Annotated in this window: 17 protein-coding genes; 7 read left to right on the top strand and 10 right to left on the bottom strand. The window is 67.4% G+C overall.

Features of this window, described 5'->3' with window-relative positions:
- Window positions 1–155: 155 nt before the first annotated feature.
- Window positions 156–803 (bottom strand): GTP cyclohydrolase II, encoded by a 648-nt coding sequence (gene ribA, locus LK539_RS00085; protein WP_227798857.1) that lies wholly within the window; start codon window positions 801–803, stop codon window positions 156–158.
- A gap of 133 nt (window positions 804–936) precedes the next feature.
- Here ribA and LK539_RS00080 point away from each other — a divergent pair, with 133 nt between their 5' ends.
- Together LK539_RS00080 and LK539_RS00075 are read left to right on the top strand one after the other, a co-directional pair.
- The gene (locus LK539_RS00080; protein WP_227798856.1) at window positions 937–3,231 is read left to right on the top strand and encodes an ATP-binding protein; all 2,295 of its coding nucleotides are present in this window, start codon (window positions 937–939) and stop codon (window positions 3,229–3,231) included.
- Between the two features lie 109 nt (window positions 3,232–3,340).
- Window positions 3,341–5,188, top strand: a complete 1,848-nt coding sequence (locus tag LK539_RS00075; RefSeq protein ID WP_227798855.1) for an ABC transporter ATP-binding protein/permease — start codon at window positions 3,341–3,343, stop codon at window positions 5,186–5,188.
- Here LK539_RS00075 and LK539_RS00070 read toward each other — a convergent pair.
- From LK539_RS00070 to LK539_RS00040, 7 genes are all read right to left on the bottom strand, one after another.
- A complete protein-coding gene (locus tag LK539_RS00070) occupies window positions 5,185–5,505 on the bottom strand; it encodes a hypothetical protein (RefSeq protein ID WP_227798854.1) in 321 nt (106 codons plus the stop codon). The genes LK539_RS00075 and LK539_RS00070 overlap by 4 nt on opposite strands.
- 13 nt (window positions 5,506–5,518) lie before the next feature.
- The gene (locus tag LK539_RS00065; protein WP_227798853.1) at window positions 5,519–6,058 is read right to left on the bottom strand and encodes a hypothetical protein; all 540 of its coding nucleotides are present in this window, start codon (window positions 6,056–6,058) and stop codon (window positions 5,519–5,521) included.
- Window positions 6,059–6,237: 179 nt separating this feature from the next.
- A complete protein-coding gene (locus tag LK539_RS00060) occupies window positions 6,238–7,875 on the bottom strand; it encodes a hypothetical protein (protein WP_227798852.1) in 1,638 nt (545 codons plus the stop codon).
- Window positions 7,872–9,299, bottom strand: a complete 1,428-nt coding sequence (locus LK539_RS00055) for a glycosyltransferase family 2 protein (RefSeq protein WP_227798851.1) — start codon at window positions 9,297–9,299, stop codon at window positions 7,872–7,874. Before LK539_RS00055 ends, LK539_RS00060 begins: the two co-directional genes overlap by 4 nt.
- Entirely contained in the window at window positions 9,296–10,354 is a 1,059-nt protein-coding gene (locus LK539_RS00050) for a HEAT repeat domain-containing protein (protein WP_227798850.1), read from the bottom strand. The genes LK539_RS00055 and LK539_RS00050 overlap by 4 nt, the downstream gene beginning before the upstream one ends.
- Entirely contained in the window at window positions 10,351–10,749 is a 399-nt protein-coding gene (locus LK539_RS00045) for a response regulator transcription factor (RefSeq protein WP_227798849.1), read from the bottom strand. Before LK539_RS00045 ends, LK539_RS00050 begins: the two co-directional genes overlap by 4 nt.
- An 80-nt stretch (window positions 10,750–10,829) precedes the next feature.
- Window positions 10,830–11,042 carry a DUF3820 family protein gene (locus LK539_RS00040; protein ID WP_227798848.1) on the bottom strand — a complete coding sequence of 71 codons (213 nt, stop codon included), beginning with the start codon at window positions 11,040–11,042 and terminating at the stop codon, window positions 10,830–10,832.
- 83 nt (window positions 11,043–11,125) lie between these two features.
- On the opposite strand from LK539_RS00040, the gene LK539_RS00035 reads away from it, so the two are divergent.
- A complete protein-coding gene (locus tag LK539_RS00035; RefSeq protein WP_227798847.1) occupies window positions 11,126–11,545 on the top strand; it encodes a DUF1810 domain-containing protein in 420 nt (139 codons plus the stop codon).
- On the opposite strand, the gene LK539_RS00030 is transcribed toward LK539_RS00035, so the two are convergent.
- Both LK539_RS00030 and LK539_RS00025 read right to left on the bottom strand, forming a co-directional pair.
- Entirely contained in the window at window positions 11,542–11,970 is a 429-nt protein-coding gene (locus LK539_RS00030; RefSeq protein ID WP_227798846.1) for a hypothetical protein, read from the bottom strand. The genes LK539_RS00035 and LK539_RS00030 overlap by 4 nt on opposite strands.
- 2 nt (window positions 11,971–11,972) lie before the next feature.
- Window positions 11,973–13,892, bottom strand: coding sequence for an ATP-binding protein (locus tag LK539_RS00025; protein ID WP_227798845.1), 1,920 nt, complete (start codon window positions 13,890–13,892; stop codon window positions 11,973–11,975).
- Window positions 13,893–14,056: 164 nt separating this feature from the next.
- Here LK539_RS00025 and LK539_RS00020 point away from each other — a divergent pair, with 164 nt between their 5' ends.
- The 4 genes from LK539_RS00020 (at window position 14,057) to sppA (ending at window position 19,503) form a co-directional block, all read left to right on the top strand.
- Window positions 14,057–15,466 carry an NYN domain-containing protein gene (locus LK539_RS00020; protein WP_227798844.1) on the top strand — a complete coding sequence of 470 codons (1,410 nt, stop codon included), beginning with the start codon at window positions 14,057–14,059 and terminating at the stop codon, window positions 15,464–15,466.
- 143 nt (window positions 15,467–15,609) lie between these two features.
- Window positions 15,610–16,038, top strand: coding sequence for a hypothetical protein (locus tag LK539_RS00015; RefSeq protein WP_227798843.1), 429 nt, complete (start codon window positions 15,610–15,612; stop codon window positions 16,036–16,038).
- Window positions 16,039–16,146: 108 nt separating this feature from the next.
- Window positions 16,147–17,616 carry a sodium:solute symporter gene (locus tag LK539_RS00010; RefSeq protein WP_227798842.1) on the top strand — a complete coding sequence of 490 codons (1,470 nt, stop codon included), beginning with the start codon at window positions 16,147–16,149 and terminating at the stop codon, window positions 17,614–17,616.
- A 30-nt stretch (window positions 17,617–17,646) separates the two neighbouring features.
- Complete coding sequence (gene sppA / locus LK539_RS00005) at window positions 17,647–19,503, top strand: signal peptide peptidase SppA (RefSeq protein ID WP_227798841.1); 1,857 nt, start codon at window positions 17,647–17,649, stop codon at window positions 19,501–19,503.
- Window positions 19,504–19,778 lie beyond the last annotated feature (275 nt).

Below are 19,778 nucleotides of genomic sequence, written 5' to 3'. Positions count from 1 at the left end.
AGCACTATCTTGCCACCGGATCGCCGGCCCGCGCGCGCGGTAGGGTGGGCGGGTTTCCCGCCCACGCGGTGATAAATAGCAGCAAGATCATCCGGCACGGAAGCGACGCCGCCTACGATCACCGCGTGGGCGGCATAGCCGCCCACCCTACGAAATCAGCCTGCGTCGGCGGGGGCCTCGACAGGACCCATCATGTGCCCCAGCTTGGCCTGCTTGGTGTTCAGGTAGCTGTTGTTGAAGGCGTTGCGGTTGACCAGCAGCGGCACGCGCTCGGCCACCTCGATGCCGAGGCGGGTGAGGGCATCGATCTTGCGGGGGTTGTTGGTCATCAGGCGCAGCGAGCGCACGCCGAACTGTTCCAGCATCGGTTTGCACAGTTCATAGTTGCGGGCGTCGGCATGGAAGCCCAGCTGCAGGTTGGCCTCGACCGTGTCGGCGCCGGCTTCCTGCAGGCGGTAGGCGCGGATCTTGTTGACCAGGCCAATGCCGCGTCCTTCCTGGCGCAGGTAGAGCAGGATGCCGCGGCCCTCCTCGGCGATGCGCTGCAGCGCGCCTTCGAGCTGGGCGCCGCAGTCGCAGCGCTGCGAGAACAGCACGTCGCCGGTCAGGCATTCCGAATGTACGCGCGCCAGCACCGGCTCGCCGTCGCCAATGTCGCCCAGCACCATCGCCAGGTGCTCTTTGCCTGTGCTGTGCTCGGTGAAGGCGTGCAGCGTGAACTGCGCCCACGGCGTCGGCAGGGCGCACGAAGTAACGTAGTCGAGCAGCTGGTCGTTGGTGGCTTGGGTGGCACTGGCAGGCATGGCGTTTCTCGTCGTTGAAGCGTGTAACAGTAACGGTGTAGTTTACCGGAAATCCGACAGGGCCGTGCGGAACCCCTCCCGCCCCTCACCGCGGTGTGTTACGCTGTGGTAACTGTTTCGGAGCAAACGCAGCATGGACACAATTTCCACACCGACAACCCAGCGGCGCAGGCGCGGCCTCGGCGCCTGGCTGGCGCTGGCCTTTTCGCTGCTGACCGTGGTCCTGACCCTGCTGCTGGTACAGGTGGTGGAGCGCTCCTCGACCGAGCAGGTCAAGGACAGCATCGGCCACGGCCTGGGCGAGCTGGCGCGCCAGACTGCCGACAAGCTCGACCGCGGCATGTTCGAACGCTATCGCGAGGTCAGCCTGATGGCCGGCCGGCGCGACCTGCGCGACCCGGGTACGCCGCCCGCCGAACGGCGCCGCATCCTGGCCGACATGCGCGAAACCTATGGCTATTACGACTGGATCGGCCTCACCGCCCTCGATGGCAGGGTCATCGTCGAGGCGCGCGGCCTGCTGGAAGGCGTCGACGTCTCGCAGCGCCCCTGGTTCAGGAATGCGCTCGAGGATGTGCACGTGGGCGACGTGCACGAGGCGGTCAAGCTGGCCAGGCTGCTGCCGAACGAAAACGGCGAACCGCGCCGCTTCGTCGACGTCGCCTTTCCCTTCCAGGACCTGAACGGCAAGACCGCGGGCGTGCTGGGCGTGCACCTGTCCTGGCAATGGGCGCGCGACGTCGAGCGTTCGATCATCGCGCCGGTGCAGGAACGGGGGCGGGTGCAGGCGCTGATCGTCAGCCGGCAGGGTGTCGTCCTGCTCGGGCCGCCCGGCCTGCAGGGCAAGAAGATCTCCACCGAAAGCCTGCGCCTGGCCCAGCAGAAGCGCACCGGCTACCGCGTCGAGCAGTGGGACGATGGCGTCTCCTACCTGGTGGGCTATGGCGCCACGGTCGGGCGGCGCATGTATCCGGGTCTGGGCTGGACCGTGCTGGTGCGCCAGGACATCGACGACGCCTACGCCCCGGTGCGGCGCCTGCGCGAACAGGCGCTGTGGAGTGGCGCCGCGCTGGCGGTCGTGTTCTCGCTGGCCGGCTTGCTGGTGGCGCGCCGCATCACCCGTCCGCTCGGCGCCCTGGCCGAGTCGGCCGAACGCCTGCGACGCGGCGAAGCGGTCCAGCTGGTGCCCAACGCGAAGGATTATTACGAGGTGCAGGCGCTGTCCGGCACCCTGAACCACCTGGTGAGCGACCTGGTGCGCCAGCGCGCCGAACTGCGCGACCTGAACGCCACGCTCGAGCAGCGCGTCGAGGAACGCACGCGCGAACTGGAACGCGCCCTGGCCTCGGTGCAGGCCAGCGAACAGCGCATCAACGCGATCGTCGACGCCGCCCAGGATGCCTACATCGCGGTCGACCAGCGCGGCATGATCCTCGACTGGAACCGCGCGGCCGAGCGCATGTTCGGCTGGCGGCGCCAGGAAGCGGTCGGCTGGCCGCTGTCCGAGCTGGTGCTGCCGGAGCGCTACCGCGCCAGCCTGAACGGAGCCCTGCATGCCTTCCGCCAGACCGGCCAGCTGGCCATGCTGGAGCAGCGCCTGGAGCGCGAGGTTATCGACCGCCATGGGCGCGAGTTCACCATCGAGATGACGGCCACCCTGGCGGGGCAGGGCGAGGATGCCTTCTTCAGCGTCTTCCTGCACGATATCTCCGGGCGCAAGCGGGTCGAGCAGATGAAGAACGAATTCGTCGCCACCGTTTCGCACGAGCTGCGCACCCCGCTGACCTCGATCCAGGCTTCGCTGTCCATGCTGGCCGACGGCATGGCCGGCGATCTGCCGCCGGACGCCGCGCGCCTCATCGCCATCGCCAGCCAGAGCAGCGAGCGGCTGGTACGCATGGTGAACGACCTGCTCGACATCCAGAAGATCGAGGCCGGCCAGATGCACTTCCAGCACACGCCCCAGCCCCTGCTGCCGGTGTTCGAACGCGCGCTGGCGGCGATGGAAGGGCAGGCGCGCCAGGCGGCCGTGATCCTGCGGCGCGACTGGGACGCCGGCGCGGCAGGGCTCGCGGCCAGCATCGATCCGGACCGCATGGAACAGGTGCTGACCAACCTGCTGTCGAACGCCATCAAGTTCACGCCCGCCGGCAAGAGCGTGACCCTGGGCCTGGCGCGCACGGCGGACACGCTGCGCCTGAGCGTGCTGGACGAGGGGCCGGGCATTGCGCCGGCATTCCAGGCGCGCGTGTTTCAGCGCTTCGCCCAGGCCGACGGCGCCGATTCGCGCACGCGCGGCGGCACCGGCCTGGGACTGGCAATCAGCAAGGCGATCATCGAGGAACACGGCGGCAGCATCGGTTTTACTACGGCGCCGGGGCGCGGCACGCGCTTCGTCATCGAGTTGCCCGTCGCGGCGACTGCCTGAACATCGCGGGACAAAGGCGGGCGCGCCGGGCGCTATGTCTGTTTCCGCACTGAACAGCCTTGTTCCTGGTCGTATGCTTGGGCTGTGACTCATGCAGGACACGACCACCATGAAAACGCCGATCCCCGCCACTGTTGATGCCGCCCGCGACGACACCTCGCCGGCGCCGCAGAAGAAACGCCGGGCCGCCGGCCTGTCGCTCACTGCCTGGAAGCAGTTTATCAATGTCGCCAAGCCCTACTGGCTGGGGAGCGACAGGAAAAAGGCCTGGAGCCTGCTGCTGCTCCTGATCGTCCTGATGCTGGTCGAGACCAAGCTGGCGGTCATGCTCAACAACCAGACCGGCGAAATGACCTCGGCGCTGGCAAGCAGGAATGCCGACCGCTTCTGGACTTCGGTGCGGGCCTGCCTGATGGTGCTGGCCTTCGCGGTGCCGACCTATGCCTTCTACTACTTCATGCGCGACCAGTTCGCCAACCAGTGGCGACGCTGGCTCACCGGCCGCTTCCTCGACGGCTACCTGGGCGGGCGCAAGTATTACCAGCTGGGCGCCGACAGCGAGATCGACAACCCGGACCAGCGCATCAGCGAAGACATCAACACCTTCACCGGCAGGTCGATCCACTTCCTGTTGATTTTCCTCGGTTCGATCATGCAGCTGGTGGCCTTCAGCGCCGTGCTGTGGTCGATCTCCCACCTGCTGGTGGGCGTGCTGGCGGTGTATGCGCTGGTGGGCACCGTGGTGGCCCTGGTCGTCTTCGGCAACCCGCTGATCCACCTGAATTTCTGGCAGCTGCGGCGCGAAGCGGATTTCCGCTTCAGCCTGATGCGCTTGCGCGAGAATGCGGAATCGATCGCCTTCTACCGCGGCGAAGCCCAGGAGCGCGCCCACATCGACAGCCGCTTCGACAAGGTGTTCCGCAATTTCGCGAAGCTGATCCGCAAGCAGTGTTCGCTCAACCTGTTCCAGCGCACCTTCAGCCAGCTGACCCTGGTGCTGCCCTTCATGATCCTGGCCGGCGGCGTGCTGTCGGGCGAGCTGGAAGTGGGGCGGGCGGTGCAGGCGGCCGGCGCCTTCACCGCGGTCTTGAGCGCGGTCGGCGTCATCGTCGACAACTTCGAAAGCCTGAGCCGCTTCGTGGCGGGCATCGACCGCCTGCAGGCCTTGTCGCGCCTGGTGCTGCCGGAAGCGCAGCAGACAGCCGCCAGGACGGAGGCGCGCATCCAGACGCGCGACGGCGAGCACCTGGCGCTGGAAGCCGTGACCCTGCATCCGCCGGGCTCGGAGCGGGTGCTGGTCAAGGATTTGAACCTGGTCTTGACACCTGGCGACGCGCTGCTCATCACCGGCGAGAGCGGCTGCGGCAAGAGTTCGCTGCTGCGCGCGATCGCGGGCTTGTGGGACCGCGGCAGCGGGGTGATCCAGCGTCCGCCGCTGGAAGAATTCTTCTTCCTGCCCCAGCAGCCCTACCTGCAGTCGGGCACCCTGCGCAGCCAGCTGGTCTATCCAAGCACCCACTGCGAACTGGATGACGAGACGCTGCTGGACATCCTGGACCAGGTCCATCTGCCGCGCCTGGCCGAACGCGTCGGCGGGCTGGACGCCGTGCAGGACTGGGAAAAGCTGCTGTCGGTCGGCGAGCAGCAGCGCCTGGCCTTTGCCCGCGTGCTGGTGCACCGGCCCAAGATCGTCATCCTGGACGAAGCGACCAGTGCCCTCGACAGCGGCAACGAAGCCTCGCTGTATGCGCGCCTGCGCGACGGCGGCGCCACCCTGATCAGCATCGCGCACCGCGCTGCCGTGCTGCGCCATCACACCCATGTACTGAGCCTGAAGGGCGAGGGGGCGTGGGAGCTGATCGAGGCGGGCAGCTTCCAGTTCGACGGGCCGGTAGCCGTGGTCAAGGGCGGCCCCCAGCCTGCGCGTCCGGTGCCGAAAGTGGCGGCGGTCGGCTAGTCCCGTTTGCACCAGCGCCAGGCCCAGCGCGCGGCGAGCGTGAGCAGCATCCAGAACAGGAAGGCAAGCCAGAAGCGCGGCCACAGGATGTCGTCGATGCCGATGAGCAGGGACAAGGGGTCCCTGGCGACCGAACCGACCGGTGAAATCGCCTGGCTGTCGGCCAGGAAGGGCAAAGGGAAGCCATAGGCCAGCACCGGGCAGGGGCCCATGTCGCCGCAGCTGTTGAGGGCGCGCCCTGGGACCAGCAGGGAAGCATAGGTCAACAGGGCAGCGATCGCACACAGGCGCAGCAGTGTCTTCAGTGTCGTGGCCATCGGCTTCGCCGCTTCAGGTGACGATCATCGAGTGGATGGTTTCCGCCCGCACCATTGCCTGCTCCAGCCGCTGGTGGTCGGCGCCAGTGTATTTGCCTGCAAATGCCCTGGCCAGGTGCAGAAAGCCTGTGGCCAGTGCTGGGTCTCCGAGCGAGCAGGCCAGGAAGACGACGCCACGTTTCAGCTCCACGAAGCCGCGTGCCAGGATGTTTTCGGCGCACATGATGCAGTCGCCGTCCGGGACCTTGTGCAGGATCGCCGACGACACCCGGTACAACTCGCGCAGTACCTCGATCTGCCCGATGGACTCGGCGTGCGTCGTCGCGCTCGCATGCTTCCACCACAGATCCGCGGCGGGCGTCGAAGCCTGGTCCAGCGTGGCGGCGAGTTCGCGGAAGGACGCCTTGGTCCATTCGGTTTCCTGTTCGCTCGAAATCGCCAGGTTCTTGTACACGGTTAGGAGCTCGAGGTCCTCGCGACCCATGAGGTAGTGACTGCAGCCGAAGCCACGGAAAGCCTTCTCGGCCTCGTGCAGCGAAAGTCCACGCTTCATCGCTTGCCCTCCATCGTTTTCTGCCGATCGGCGACCTGCGCGGTCGACAGCGCGCGCCACTGGATTCGTCGGATCGTGGCCATTGGTTCTCCTTTGCGATCAGCCATGATAGTGGCGGATACCAGCAGAAAGATAGCCTGCAGGGCCGCAGCTCACGCTTCCATGCGGGCCGGGTAGCGTCAGCGCAGTTCGTGCAGGGCGATCCCGCCGAAACCAGGCCAGGCGCCGAAGTCCGCTTCCAGGCGCGGCAGTAGCGCGCGCAAGGCGCCCTTGTCGGCATGGAAGGTGGTGGCCGAGCCGTCGATGACGCGGGTGCCTGCCAGCTGGTAGGGCTGGGCGCTGGCATGCGCCAGCGGCTGGCGCAGCAGCACCAGCAGCTGCCGCCCTTCGAGCGTGACGAGCAGCATGTCGCCCGCGCTGCCGTCGGGCAGGCGCTGGTAGCGGCGCTGCGTCTCGCGCGGCAGCGGACCCGCTTCCAGTGCGATGCGCGCCCGCTTGCCGTGCGCGGCCGCCCAGTCGAGGAAAGAGACGGCGAAGCGCTGGATCTGCTCGGGATCGGTGCGGTAGTCCATCACCGTCAGCGCATCGGCGTAGCGGGCCAGGCCCGCCAGGACCGCGCCGCGATTGTCCCACCAGAAGGGCACGACGAATTCCAGCGCCATGCTGCCGGCGGCTTCGCGCAGCGCCGCCAGCGTGGCGACGTATTCCTCGTCGAGGCGGGCGGCTGGCAGCACGTGTTCGGGCAGCAGGTAGGGCTCGATGTCGAACTGGATCGCCGCCAGGCGCGCCGGCGGTTCGGCCGCCGCGTTGTAGGCGGCATAGGCGCGGGCGCGTGCGGCGGTGGCGGCGCGCTGGGAAGGCAGCACCATGTGCGGGTCGCCTTCCACCGCGCTGACCTTGACGCCCTGCTGGCCGGCGCGGCGGACGAATGCCGCCAGCGCTTGCGGTTCCTGGACCCGTCCTTCTTCCAGCGGCACCACGATGAACAGCTCGCCGATGCGCTCGCGCGCGGCCCATGCGAGCAGCTCGTCGCCGCGCTCGCGCCAGGCGCTGCGGTCCCAGATCCAGGTGGAGCGGGGCGCCGCGGCGGGCGCTTCCGGCTCCAGCACGAGCGAATCCAGGCGCAGGCTGCCGCCGTCCGCCGGACAGGCGATCACGAACTGGCGCCAGCTGCCGCGATCCAGCCCGGCCGGCAGGGCCAGGCGCGCGCTGCCCGCACCCCCGGCAGCGATCCGCCCCATGTCGAGCCCGGACTCGCGCGCCGCTTGCGCGGCGTCGGCCACCTGCCAGTCGAACTGTCCCTTGCCGGAAAAGCCGGCGCGCAGCACGGCGCGCAGGCGCGGCATGGTCCAGGGGCCGGTGAGCAGGACGCCGGCCGGACGGCTGCCGGGCCGGCAGCTGATTTGCAGGCGGCCGCCTGCCAGGCTCGCCTCGACCCGTTCCTCGACGCCGTAGCTGCGCGCCTGCATCGTTGCGAGCAGGTTGGTCCGCAGCGACATCGGCTGCGGTTTCGCGGGCGTGTCGGTGCCGCCATCCGGCACCAGGGTCTGCTCGCTGACGCTGAAGCGGCCATCCCTGTCGCCGCCCTGCAGCAGGATGGTGCGTGTCGGGCGGGCGCCGGGCGCCAGTAGCTGCAGGGCCTCGACCTGGGCCGCGCCCAGTGCCAGCGAGCGGCAGCCGGGCATGCCTGGTGCGGCATTGACGACGAAGCGCAGCTCGCTCCCGTCGGCGCCGAAGGCGGTGGCGGACGGCGCCCCCGCCGGTGCGCTGGACGCTGGGCACAGGTGCAGGAAAGCAGCGAGCACCGTCGCGTTCATTGGCCGGCCCCGCTTTGCCAGGTCCCTTTGCGCCGCATCGCGCCCCAGGTGGCCTCTTTCTGCATCGCCCAGCGATACAGGCCGGTCAGGCGCCATACCGAATTGAGCTGGCGGTAGCCGAAGTTCTCGAGCACCACGACCACCCCGAGCATCAGGAGCTGCTTGCCGCGCGGGTAGATGTGGAAGGACATCTCTTCGAGCAGCAGGCCGGAGCTTGATAACAGGATGCCGAGCCCGATGGCGACGAACAGGAAGGCGCCGAAGGCCTCCCATGAGATGGCGCCTGCAAAGTAGGCCCACAGCATGAAGGCGTAGCCGCCCAGTTCCATCACGGGCCCCAGCCACTCGAACAGCAGCATGAAGGGAAAGGCCACCCAGCCCGGCACGCCGCCGTTGCGCGAGAAGACCAGGCCCCAGTTGGCGTTCAGGCTCTCGGCCAGGCCGCGCTGCCAGCGCACGCGCTGGTTCTTCAGAGTGCGGTAGTCCTCGGGCGCCTCGGTCCAGCACACCGGGTCGGGAACGAATTCGATGCGGTAGGGCTGGCGCCGTGCGCGCAGCACGCGGTGCATGCGCACCACCAGTTCCATGTCTTCGCCGATGGTGTCGCGGCGGTAGCCGCCCACCTCGACCACGGTGTCCTTGCGGAACACGCCGAAGGCGCCCGAGATGATCAGCATGCCGTTCATTCCCGACCAGCCCAGTCGCCCGAACAGGAAGGCGCGCAGGTACTCGACCACCTGGAACAGGGCCCAGATGTTCTTCGGCAGTCCGACGCTGGTGAGAAAGCCCCCGCTCACGGTGCAGCCGTTGGCCACGCGTACCGTGCCGCCGGCCGCCACCACGCTGGGGTCGCGCAGGAAAGGTTCGGTGACCTTGGCCAGGCTGTCGCGCTGCAGGATCGAATCGGCATCGACCCCGCACACCAGCGGATAGCGCGCCACGTTGATCGCGGCGTTCAATGAATCGGCCTTGCCGCCATTGAGCTTGTCGATCACGCGCACGTTCGGATAGCGGGTCGAGCGGTAAACCTGGCGCACCTCGGCGGTCGGAATTTGCCGTCGGTAGGCTTCGGGGAAGGGCAGCAGGGCGAACTCGCGCTGCAGGACGCCCAGCGTGTCGTCTTTCGAGCCGTCGTTGACGACGATGATCTCGAATTCCGCATAGGACAGCTGCAGCATCGAGCGCACCGAGGCGGCGATGGTCGCTTCCTCGTTATAGGCGGGCACCAGGATGCTCACCGGCGGCTCCAGGCCCGACCAGGCGCGTGGCAGCTCGGCCATGAACAGTTCCTGGCCCTTGATGCGCAGCGCACGCAGGGCGAGCGCGTTCAGCATCAGGTAGCCCCCGTTGAGCGCGATGAAATAGCAAAACACGAACCAGGTGGTGGCCTCGATCAGCAGCCCGCCCCAATTGGCTTCCATCATGCCTCCTCCTCGGCCAGCACCTGGTCCAGCATGTCGAGCGCGAAGCGGTCGGTGAGCGAGGCGCGTACCGCTTCCAGGTCGGCGCGCGCGAGCAGCGGCAACTCGCGCAGGGCCTGGGCCGCGCGGTAGCGCACCCACCACTGCGGGTCGCCCAGCAGCTGCGTGAGGCGCGCGGCGTCACTGCGTTCGCCGACCCGGCCCAGGGCGCGCGCGGCCTGCACCCGCACCTGCCAGTCCTCGTGGCCGAGCAGCGCGCGTACCTCAGGCAGGGTCTCGGGCGTGCGCACCCCGCGCAGGGCGGCGATCACCACCGCGCTGGAGGTGCTGCGCAGCGCCCCCGCCAGCACCCCGGCCGGCAGCGTGACGCGCAGCGACTCGGCGATGCGCAGCGCACGCGGCAGGCGCGCTTCGCCCAGCTGCGGCAACAGGCGCGCCAGCACTTGCGCCACCGGGCTGCTGGCCTGCTGCAGGATCCCGGCCACGTGCGACAGGGCCCAGTCCTCGCGTTCGATGAAGAGCGGCGTCAGGTACTCGGCCGCGGCGTCCGGATCGACCCGCACCAGCGCCCACAGCGCGGTGAGCGAGAGCGCGCTGTCGGGTGTGCGCGCCAGCGCCAGCAGCTGGGACCAGGCCTCGCGGTCGCGCAGGTGGCCCAGCACCAGGCTGGCCAGCAGGCGTTCGTCGCGCGCACCGCGCGCCAGCATGCCGCGCGCCAGGCTGTCGACGCCGAGCCGGCGCGCCACCGTATTGAGCGCCTCGCTGGCTTCCCCGCGCAGCGAGCCTTGCAGGTGCGCCCACAGGTGCAGGAAGGGCAAGCGCTCGCGCGGCGCAAGCGCAGGAAGATCGGGTTGTTCGCCGACGATGGCCTGGTTCAGCAGCGGACGCCAGCGCTGCAGGGCGGCGGCGGCGCGCCGTTCACGCCGGCGCAGGGCCATGCGCAGCAACACGATCTGCAGCGCGAGCAGCAGGGTCAGGCCGAGGGCGATGGCCCCGGTCCACACCGCAATGGTGACGAAGCTGCTGCTGGCGCCGGCGTCGAGGGCGCTCGGGTTCATGGGCCCGTTTTCAGGAAACGGCGCACCCGCGCCAGCAGTTCATTCGGCTGGAAAGGCTTGATGACGAAGTCGTTGGCGCCGGCGTCGAGGGCGCGCACGGTGTCGCGCTCGGTGTTCTTGGCAGTGAGCATGAGGATCGGCACGCCGGCCCAGTCGCCGCGTTCGCGCGCCAGGCGTACCAGCTCGAAGCCGTCGACGTAGGGCAGCATCACGTCCAGCAGGACCAGGTCGGGGCGCGCGGGGGCAGCGGCGATGTGTTGGCTGGCGGCGCGGCCGTCGGCCAGGTGGACGACGCGGTAGCCCTGGCGCTCGAGCATGAAGCGCAATACCTGGGCGATGTGCTCGTCGTCTTCAACCACCAGTACCAGTGGCGCGGAATCGGGTTCGTTATCCATCGAAGTCGAAAGAATGGCTCCGGCGCCAGTATAGCCGACCGGCATGGGAACTGCGTTCCATGAGGGCGCCGGGAGCCGCCTCAGCGGGTCCGCAGCGGGTCGAGCAGGCCGCGCAGGTTATTGTGGTCGAGTTCGTACATCAGGGCCAGCAGCTGGCCCAGCTCGCCACGCGGGAAACCTTCGCGGGCGAACCAGCCCAGGTAATGGCCGGGCAGGTCGGCAATCTTGCGGCCTTGATATTTGCCGTATGGCATCTCGCGTTCGAGCAGCAGGGGGAGGTGGCGGCTGTCCATTCAATCGTGTGTCCTTTTGGATCTACTTTAGCAAACCATCGCGACGGGGTAGCATCCAAAGCGAGAAGGAGGAGGAAATCATCATGACGGACGAATTCGACCTGCAGCGCTTCGTCGACGCCCAGGACCCGGTTTACGACACGGTCGTGGCCGAACTGCGGACAGGACGCAAGCGCAGCCACTGGATGTGGTTCATATTTCCCCAGCTGGCGGGGCTCGGCCGCAGTGAGATGGCGCAGCGCTACGCGATCCGCTCGGCCGACGAAGCGGCGGCCTACCTGGCCCATCCGGTGCTGGGTGCGCGCCTGCGCGAGTGCGCCAGCATCGTCGCCGCCCTGGATGCCGACACCATCGAGGACGTGTTCGGAACGCCGGACGACATGAAGTTCCATTCCTCGATGACCCTGTTCGCCGACGTGGCCCCGGACGAGGCGGTATTCCAGGGATGTATCGACCGCTGGTTCGACGGAGCTCCCGACCGCAACACGCTTGCCTTGCTCTAGGCTGCGCCGGCGTAGCGTGCTTCCATCTCTCCCTTGCGGCCGCGCTCGGCGATGTGGATGATCAGCGTCTGCGCCAGCTGCAGGGCCGGATGGCGTGCCTTGTGGCGGGCGAACCAGAACACCTCGTCCAGGTCTTCGTCCTCGTGCGAGGTGGTCATCAGGAGTTTCTCGGGCGGGATGTCCTCGAAGTCGAAGGCTTCGAGCTGGGCATCGAGGGCGGATTCGGTCCAGTCCTCGCATTGTTCGCCCCAGGCCAGCAGGTAGCGGCACTGGGAGGCGGCCAGCCGGCGGCAGGCTTCCCAGCGCCACATCTCTTCGCAGACGACGTCGACGACCAGCACGGCCAGGAAGGGCGGATAGGCGTCGAGCGGCGGCAGCTCCTCGTCCGGACGCACGTGCAGATAGCTGAGAGTCGGCTGCATCATGCTCAACCCGCCGCCGCCAGGATCCTGCCCAGCCGGTCCATGTCGACCGGCTTGACCAGGTGGTGGTCGAAGCCGGCGGCCATGATCTGTTCGCGCTCGCTGTCCTGGCCGTAGCCGGTGACGGCCACCAGCACGGCGCCTGCGGTGGTCGGCTCGGCGCGCAGGCGGCGCGCCAGTTCCTTGCCGTCCATCTCGGGCAGGCCGATGTCGAGCAGGCAGACCTGGGGCGCGACCTCGCGCGCTCGCGCCAGCGCCTCGCGGGCGCCGTGCTCGACCAGGGTCTGGTGGCCGGACGCTTCCAGCACCATCGACAGCATCACGGCCGCGTCGACGTTGTCGTCCACCACCAGCACGCGCAGCGGTGCGCCGGCAGCGCCGGCGCCGGCCGGATCGTGGGCGCCGGACAGGTCGCCGGCCATGTTCTCGGTGGCGAGGCAGGGCAGGCAGACCGAGAAGGTGCTGCCCAGGCCCAGGCCGGGACTGGTGCAGGCTACCGCGCCGCCATGCAGTTCGACCAGGCTTTTCACCAGGGCCAGTCCCAGGCCCAGGCCGCCCAGCGAGCGGTCGGCGCTGCGCTCGGCCTGGGCGAACAGGTCGAACACGCGCCCTGTCAGTTCCGGCGTCATGCCGATGCCGTTGTCGAGCACCTCGATGCAGGCATGGCCGCCGCTAGCGCTGCCGCGCACTTCCAGGCGGCCGCCCTCGGGCGTGTACTTGGTGGCGTTGTTGAGGAGGTTGGCCACGACCTGCACCAGGCGCTTCTTGTCGCCCATGACCATGACCGGTTCCGGTGGGGTCGCCAGCGACAGCGCGTGGCGGCGCGCCTCCACCTGCGGCATGACCTGTTCCACCGCATCCTGCAGCACATCGCGCAGGTCGAGCGGCGCGCACTCCATTTCCACCAGTCCGCGCGTGACCCGCGAGACGTCGAGCAGGTCGTCGATCAGTCCCGTCATGTGCCCGACCTGGCGCGCGATGATTTCGCTGGTGCGGCGCACCAGGGCCTCGTCCGCTTTCACGCGCTGCAGCAGCGCGGCGGCGGCGCTGATCGGGGCGATCGGATTGCGCAGCTCGTGCGCCAGCATCGCCAGGAATTCGTCCTTGCGGCGATCCGACTCGCGCAGCTTTTCTTCAGCCGCCTTGCGCTCGGTGATGTCGCTGGCGGCGCCCACCCATTCGTAGACGTGGCCCTGGGCGTCAGCCATCGGCACGGCGCGCGACAGGGCCCAGCCGACGCTGCCGTCGATGCGCCGCACCCGGTGCTCCAGCTCGAACACGCTGCCGGTGCGGATCGCTTCGCGCACCGCCGCATACACCCGTTCCCGCTCGTCCTCTGGAACGTAGTCGTTGAGCCAGAACGGCTCCGGTTCCGTGCTGTCCTTCAGGAAGCCGCGGCCGTCCAGTTCGTGCATCTCGGTCCAGTCGGCATTCATCCGGTACACCACCTGGCCGGCCGTGGTCAGGGCCCGGTAGCGCTTTTCGCTCTCGCGCAGCGCCGCCTCCGAGCGTACCTGGGCGGTGACGTCGTTGGTGCTGTGGAGGATGCAGGCGATGCCGCCATCCTCGCCGAACAGGGGCGTACTGACCGCGCTCCAGAAGCGTTCCTCGAACACGACGCTGCCATCCGGCCCTTCGACCGGGATCGGATAGCGCTGCGCGGGCAGGCTGTCCGGGCCGCCGGTGGCCAATACCCGCGCGAGCGAGTTGCGCAGGTCGGTCTCGCCGGTGTCGAGCGGATCGTTGGGGTCGGCCGGGAAGGCCACGAACAGGCTGATGCCCACCAGGTCCTGGCGTGTGCGCCCCGAGGCTGTCAGGAAGGCGTCGTTGACGGCCAGGACGATGGCGTCCGGCGTAGGTGAGAGCAGATAGGCGCCGCCTGGCGAACTGCTGAAGGCCGACTCAAAGACGGAGGGCGAAAGCATGGGTCGTTTCCGGGTCAGCCGTGTGGAAAGATGCAATTATAAAATCGAAATGCAGCCCATGGCACATTTCCTTTGGTATCGTGCGGCGCGTGTGAGGCGGTGCGGAAGCGGGTTGCGTATAATCCCGGTCAGTTTGTCCTTCTATTATCTGAAAGCAATAATTCATGGCCTCCTCCGACAACATCAGCATGGCGGTGTTCTGCGACTTCGAAAACGTCGCGCTCGGCGTGCGTGACGCCAATTACGAGAAATTCGACATCAAGCCGGTGCTGGAGCGCCTGCTGCTCAAGGGCAGCATCGTGGTCAAGAAAGCCTATTGCGACTGGGACCGCTACAAGGCCTTCAAGGCGCCGATGCACGAAGCGAACTTCGAGCTGATCGAGATCCCTCACGTGCGCCAGTCCGGCAAGAACTCGGCCGACATCCGCATGGTCGTCGATGCCCTCGACCTGTGCTACACCAAGGCGCACGTCGACACCTTCGTCATCATCTCGGGCGACTCCGACTTTTCGCCCCTGGTGTCGAAGCTGCGCGAGAACGCCAAGCGCGTGATCGGCGTGGGCGTCAAGCAGTCCACCTCTGATCTTCTGGTGGCGAACTGCGACGAATTCATCTTCTACGACGACCTGGTGCGCGAAAAGAACCGCGCCGCCGCCAAGCGCAAGGAAGAACTCGACGCCCGCCGCGGCCAGCCGTCCTCGCGCCGTCCGAGCGACGACAAGCGCAAGGAAGAACTGGAAGCGCGCAAGGTGCAGGCCCTCGAGATGGTGGTCGAGACCTTCGACGCCCTGGTCTCCGAACGCGGCGACACCGGCAAGATCTGGGCCTCGCTGCTGAAGGACACCCTCAAGCGCCGCCGTCCGGACTTCTCGGAAACCTATTACGGCTTCCGCACCTTCGGCAACCTGCTGGAAGAAGCCCAGACCCGCGGCCTGTTCGAGTTCGGCCGCGACGAAAAATCCGGCACCTATGTGTACCGCAGCGCAGCGAGCCCGGTCGCGATGCCGGCGCCGGAGCTGGTGGTGGCGCCGGAAACGGCAGGCGCCGAGGAAGCTGTCGGCGCTGAGCAAGGTGGAGAAGAAGCGCAGGAAGCCCGGCCGGAGCCGCGCCGCCGCAGCCGTGGCGGCCGCGGGGGCAGGGGCCGCGATGCGGCGCCAGGCGTGCCCGAACTGACCGCGCCGGACGTGGACCTCGCCCAGCCAGTCATCGAGGAAGCGCCGGCCGAGCCGGAGCCGGTGGCCGAAGCGCCGGCCGAAGCTGTCGTGGCCGAAGAAGCCGCTGTGGAACCGGCCCCGGTCAAGGAGCGCCGCCGCGCGCCGAGGAAGCCTGCCGCCAAGAAAGCTGCGGCCGAGGCACCAGTGGAAGCGGCAGCCGAACTGCCCGCTCCGACCGTGGCGCAGGACAGCGCCGCCGACATGGCGGACCTCACGCCCGACGCACCTGAGGCGGAGGCAGCAGGCGACGACGAGGCAAAGCCCGCGCGCAAGAAGGCCGCCCGTCCGGCCCACAAGGCGCCGGCACGCAAGGCCGCGCCGCGCAGCCGCCGTCCAGCCAAGCCGAAGACCGGTGAGTGATTCGTAGGGGTGCTCGGCGAAGCCGACCACCCCTACGGCTACGTGCGACGTGCACGCGCCACCGATGCAATAATGGCATCGTCCGCATGCGCGGGCCGGCCGCGGTGTCCGCCCGGCTGTCGCAACGTGCGAAGGAGCGTGCCATGCGTGTGTCTGCCGCAGTGTTGACTGGAGCCTTCCTGGTTTCCGTGATGGCGGGCGCGCAGGCCGCGCCGCCGGCCGACCACCCGATCCTCGGCATCTGGAAACTGAGCCTGCCCGACCTGGGCTGCTCGGAGACCTATCGTTTCCGCGCCGACGGCACCACGCTGGTCACCAGCGCCGAGGAAGTCTCGGAAAGCGAATACGATATTCCCGCCAAGCCCAGCACCAAGGGCTTCTACCGGCTGGATGATCGCATCGTCAAGGACAACGGCAAGAAGGATTGCGCGGGCGCCGTCATGAAGCCCGGCACCAGGGCGACCAACTACATCCGCTTCCACCCGTCGAAGGCGCTATTCCTGATGTGCGCGGATGAGAGCATGCAGACATGCATCGGACCTTTCGAGCGGGTGCAGGGCGAGGAGGCTTGAAGCGCCGGGCATAACCCCGAGTGATAAGGGGCCCAGCGTTTGCGGCGTTCCCGGTGACAAGTCTTCAGTGTATATTGCTGGGCGAAACGACAACCGCACTGGAATTCCATGTCCCCGGCACTCCTCTTCGCTATCCTCATCGGCTACTTCGCGCTCCTGCTCGGCGTCGCCTGGGTTACCTCCCGCAACGCCAATAACGACAGCTTCTTCATCGGTAACAAGAGCAGCAACTGGATGCTGGTCGCCTTCGGTATGGTCGGCACCACGCTGTCCGGCGTGACTTTTGTGAGCGTGCCGGGTGCGGTAGGCAGCGATGGCTTCGGCTATGCCCAGATCGTGATCGGCTACGTGATCGGCTACCTCGCCGTGGCCTACCTGCTGCTGCCGCTGTACTACCGCCTGCAGCTGACCTCGATCTACTACTACCTCGATGTCCGCCTCGGCCGGCGTGCTTACCAGAGCGGGGCGGGCTTCTTCATCATCTCGCGCCTGCTCGGCGCCACCGCGCGCCTGTACCTTGTGGTGAACATCCTGCAGGCGATCATCCTCGATAGCCTCGGCGTGCCGTTCTGGCTCAGCACCCTCGTCGTGCTGGGCATGATTCTGCTCTACACGTACAAGGGCGGCGTGAAAACCATCGTATGGACCGACACCCTGCAGACCAGCGCCATGCTGTTTGGCCTGTTCGCCTGCGTGTGGATCCTGCTGGGCGAACTGAACATGTCGGTGCCGGAAAGCCTGAACCAGATGCAGTCGCAAGGCCTCGCCAGGATCTTCACGCACGACCTGGACAGCCCCAACTTCTGGCTCAAGCAGATTGTCGCCGGCGCCCTGATCACGATCACGATGACCGGCATGGACCAGGAAATGATGCAAAAGACGATCTCGGTGAAGACCCTGAAGGACTCGCAGAAGAATATGCTGACCCTGACCGCGGTGCTGGTTGTGGTGCTGCTCTCCTTCTTGTTTCTGGGCGGCCTGCTGTACCTGTACGCGCCGACCGCCGGCGTCACGGCAAGCGGCGACAAGATCTTCCCGGCCGTGGTGATGGGCCACCTGCCGGCGGCGCTGCAGATCGTGTTCCTGATCGCGCTCATCTCGGCCCTGTTCCCCAGCGCCGACGGCGCAATCACAGCGCTGACCTCGTCGACCTGCATCGACCTGCTGGGCATCAAGCGCCGTACTGACCTGACAGAAGCGCGCAAGGAAGGCTTGCGCCGCGGCGTGCACCTCGGCTTCGCGGTGCTGTTTCTGATCCTCGTCCTGGGCTTCAAGGCGGCCGACAACCCGAGCATGATCGGCGTGATCCTCAAGCTGGCGGCGTATACCTATGGTCCGCTGCTGGGCCTGTTCGCCTTCGGCATGCTGACACGCCGCACCCTGACCGACCGCCTGGTGCCGTTCATTACGATCGGCGCACCGATTCTTTGCGCCCTCCTTGAGTACAATCAGGAACACCTGCTCGGTTCCTACCGACTCGGGCTGGAATTGCTCATGGTTAATGGCATACTCGTGTTTGTCGGCCTGTTTGCGATCTCGCAAAAGGAAAAGGCCGGCACGGCGGCTGTCGTGGCCTGAGCCGGCTTATTACTCATCAACGGAGTTTCGATGGCTTTCAAACCCCTGAGCGCGCTGCGCCGCGGTTTCGGCATGCTGTGGCGCGTGGTCGACGTCTCGCGCCGCACCTTCATGAACCTGCTGTTCCTGCTGTTCGTGATCATCGTCGTGATGATCCTGACCTCGGGCGGCCCCAAGCCGATCGGCGACAAAACCGCCCTGGTGCTGGACCTGAAGGGTGACCTGGTCGAGCAGTACCAGTCCAGCTTCCAGGACACGGTGCTCGACACCGTCGGCGGCGACAGCAAGCGCAGCGTGCGCCTGCGCGATCTCCTGACCGTGCTCGATGCGGCCGCCAAGGACAAGAATATCGGCACGGTGGTGCTGCTGCTGGACCAGATGGACGGCGGCGGCATGGCCATGCTGCGCGAAATCGGCGCCGCCATCGACCGTGTCAAGGCCTCGGGCAAGAAGGTGATCGCCTGGGGCGGCACCTACGACCAGAAGCGCTACCTGGTTGCCTCGCACGCCGACGAAATCTACGTGCACCCGATGGGCATGGTGCTGATCGAAGGCTTCGGCGGACGCCGCAACTATTATCGCGACGCGCTCGACAAGCTGGGCGTGACGGTCAACCTGATCAAGGTCGGCACCTATAAAAGCTTCGCCGAACCGTATATCGCCAACGGTCCGTCGGAAGCCGCGCAAGAGGCGGACAGCTTCCTGTACAACGCCCTGTGGCAGGACTACACGGCCCAGGTCGAGAAGAACCGCAAGCTCCCGGCGGGCAGCGTCGCCAAATGGATCGAGACCCTGCCGCAGCAGATGGAAGCGGCGGGCGGCAGCGCGGCCAAGGTCGCCCAGGCGGCCAAGCTGGTCGACGGCCTCAAGACCCAGGACGAGATCCGCGCCATGCTGGTCAAGCGCGGCGTGTATGAAGAGCGCATCAAGTCCTTCCGCCAGGTCGGCTACCACGACTACCTGGCGCGCCACCAGCCCAAGCCTTTTGGGGATGCGGTCGGCGTGATCACTGCCGCCGGCAACATCACCGAAGGCACGAGCGGCCCGAACACCGTGGGCGGCATCACTACCGCCAACCTGATCCGCCAGGCGCGCGAGGACGAGCAGATCAAGGCCATCGTGCTGCGCGTCGATTCGCCCGGCGGCAGCGCCTATGGTTCGGAACTGATCCGGCGCGAGCTGGAACTCACGCGCGCCGCCGGCAAGCCGGTGGTGGTGTCGATGGGCAGCGTGGCGGCATCGGGCGGCTACTGGATCTCGATGGCAGCCGACGAAGTGATCGCCGACCCAGCCACCATCACCGGTTCGATCGGCGTGTTCACCATCCTGCCGACCGCCGAGAAAGTGAGTGACAAGCTGGGCATCCATACGGGGGGCGTGACCACCACCTGGCTGGCCGACGCCTACAACCCGCTGCGCCCGATCGATCCGCGCTTCTCGCAGCTGATCCAGAGCAGCATCAACCACGTCTACAGCGAGTTCACCAGCAAGGCGGCGCAGGCGCGCAAGACCACCGCCGCCAAGATCGACGAAGTGGGGCAGGGCCGGGTCTGGACCGGCGCCCAGGCGCGCGAACGCGGCCTGGTCGACCGCCTGGGCAGCTACCGCGACGCCCTGGCCTCGGCCGCCAAGCGCGCCAAGCTGGGCGAGGACTACCGCGTGGCCTACGTCGAGCGTCCGGTCAGCCGCGTCGAACGCTTCCTCAACATGATGGGCGCCTCGACCGCGCAGGCGGTCAACATCCAGGTCAGGCTCGGCCTGCTGGAAGAAGCGCTCCCGGCCGGCCCGATGGCCCAGGTGGCGCAGGACATGGCCTGGCTCAAGGACGTGGCGGACGGGCGCAAGCCCTTCGCGGCCGTCACGCACTGCCTGTGCGGCACGCCGTGATGCGAAGATTTGTAGTGGTTTTGTAACTGCCTGATACAAGCCGAAGACGGGTGCGGAAGCGATTCCGCACCCGTTTTGCGTTCATGCGCCGCGATTTCCCGGTCAACGGTGTAAATCGGTGTTAAGACCGTCCCGCTCATGTAACAGCATCGTGCGCGCAATGTACGTTACGAAACATAACGCTTGGACACGCCATGCTACTCTTTTTGGCACCGTTATCTGAATAACACTTTGGCCAAAAGAACAAGGTTGCGCATGGATTCGAACCCGACCCC

The sequence above is a fragment of the Massilia sp. IC2-476 genome, assembly GCF_020707295.1.
Taxonomy (GTDB): Bacteria; Pseudomonadota; Gammaproteobacteria; order Burkholderiales; family Burkholderiaceae_D; genus Telluria.
The sequence above is the reverse complement of the archived record's forward strand: the minus strand, read 5'-3'. Positions and strand labels throughout refer to the sequence as shown.

What these genes read in the sequence shown, in the direction of transcription:
- ribA (WP_227798857.1), bottom strand. Translation starts at nt 803, where the DNA reads ATGCCTGCCAGTGCCACCCAAGCCACCAACGACCAGCTGCTCGACTAC.
- LK539_RS00080 (WP_227798856.1), top strand. Translation starts at nt 937, where the DNA reads ATGGACACAATTTCCACACCGACAACCCAGCGGCGCAGGCGCGGCCTC.
- LK539_RS00075 (WP_227798855.1), top strand. Translation starts at nt 3,341, where the DNA reads ATGAAAACGCCGATCCCCGCCACTGTTGATGCCGCCCGCGACGACACC.
- LK539_RS00070 (WP_227798854.1), bottom strand. Translation starts at nt 5,505, where the DNA reads ATGGCCACGACACTGAAGACACTGCTGCGCCTGTGTGCGATCGCTGCC.
- LK539_RS00065 (WP_227798853.1), bottom strand. Translation starts at nt 6,058, where the DNA reads ATGAAGCGTGGACTTTCGCTGCACGAGGCCGAGAAGGCTTTCCGTGGC.
- LK539_RS00060 (WP_227798852.1), bottom strand. Translation starts at nt 7,875, where the DNA reads ATGAACGCGACGGTGCTCGCTGCTTTCCTGCACCTGTGCCCAGCGTCC.
- LK539_RS00055 (WP_227798851.1), bottom strand. Translation starts at nt 9,299, where the DNA reads ATGATGGAAGCCAATTGGGGCGGGCTGCTGATCGAGGCCACCACCTGG.
- LK539_RS00050 (WP_227798850.1), bottom strand. Translation starts at nt 10,354, where the DNA reads ATGAACCCGAGCGCCCTCGACGCCGGCGCCAGCAGCAGCTTCGTCACC.
- LK539_RS00045 (WP_227798849.1), bottom strand. Translation starts at nt 10,749, where the DNA reads ATGGATAACGAACCCGATTCCGCGCCACTGGTACTGGTGGTTGAAGAC.
- LK539_RS00040 (WP_227798848.1), bottom strand. Translation starts at nt 11,042, where the DNA reads ATGGACAGCCGCCACCTCCCCCTGCTGCTCGAACGCGAGATGCCATAC.
- LK539_RS00035 (WP_227798847.1), top strand. Translation starts at nt 11,126, where the DNA reads ATGACGGACGAATTCGACCTGCAGCGCTTCGTCGACGCCCAGGACCCG.
- LK539_RS00030 (WP_227798846.1), bottom strand. Translation starts at nt 11,970, where the DNA reads ATGATGCAGCCGACTCTCAGCTATCTGCACGTGCGTCCGGACGAGGAG.
- LK539_RS00025 (WP_227798845.1), bottom strand. Translation starts at nt 13,892, where the DNA reads ATGCTTTCGCCCTCCGTCTTTGAGTCGGCCTTCAGCAGTTCGCCAGGC.
- LK539_RS00020 (WP_227798844.1), top strand. Translation starts at nt 14,057, where the DNA reads ATGGCCTCCTCCGACAACATCAGCATGGCGGTGTTCTGCGACTTCGAA.
- LK539_RS00015 (WP_227798843.1), top strand. Translation starts at nt 15,610, where the DNA reads ATGCGTGTGTCTGCCGCAGTGTTGACTGGAGCCTTCCTGGTTTCCGTG.
- LK539_RS00010 (WP_227798842.1), top strand. Translation starts at nt 16,147, where the DNA reads ATGTCCCCGGCACTCCTCTTCGCTATCCTCATCGGCTACTTCGCGCTC.
- sppA (WP_227798841.1), top strand. Translation starts at nt 17,647, where the DNA reads ATGGCTTTCAAACCCCTGAGCGCGCTGCGCCGCGGTTTCGGCATGCTG.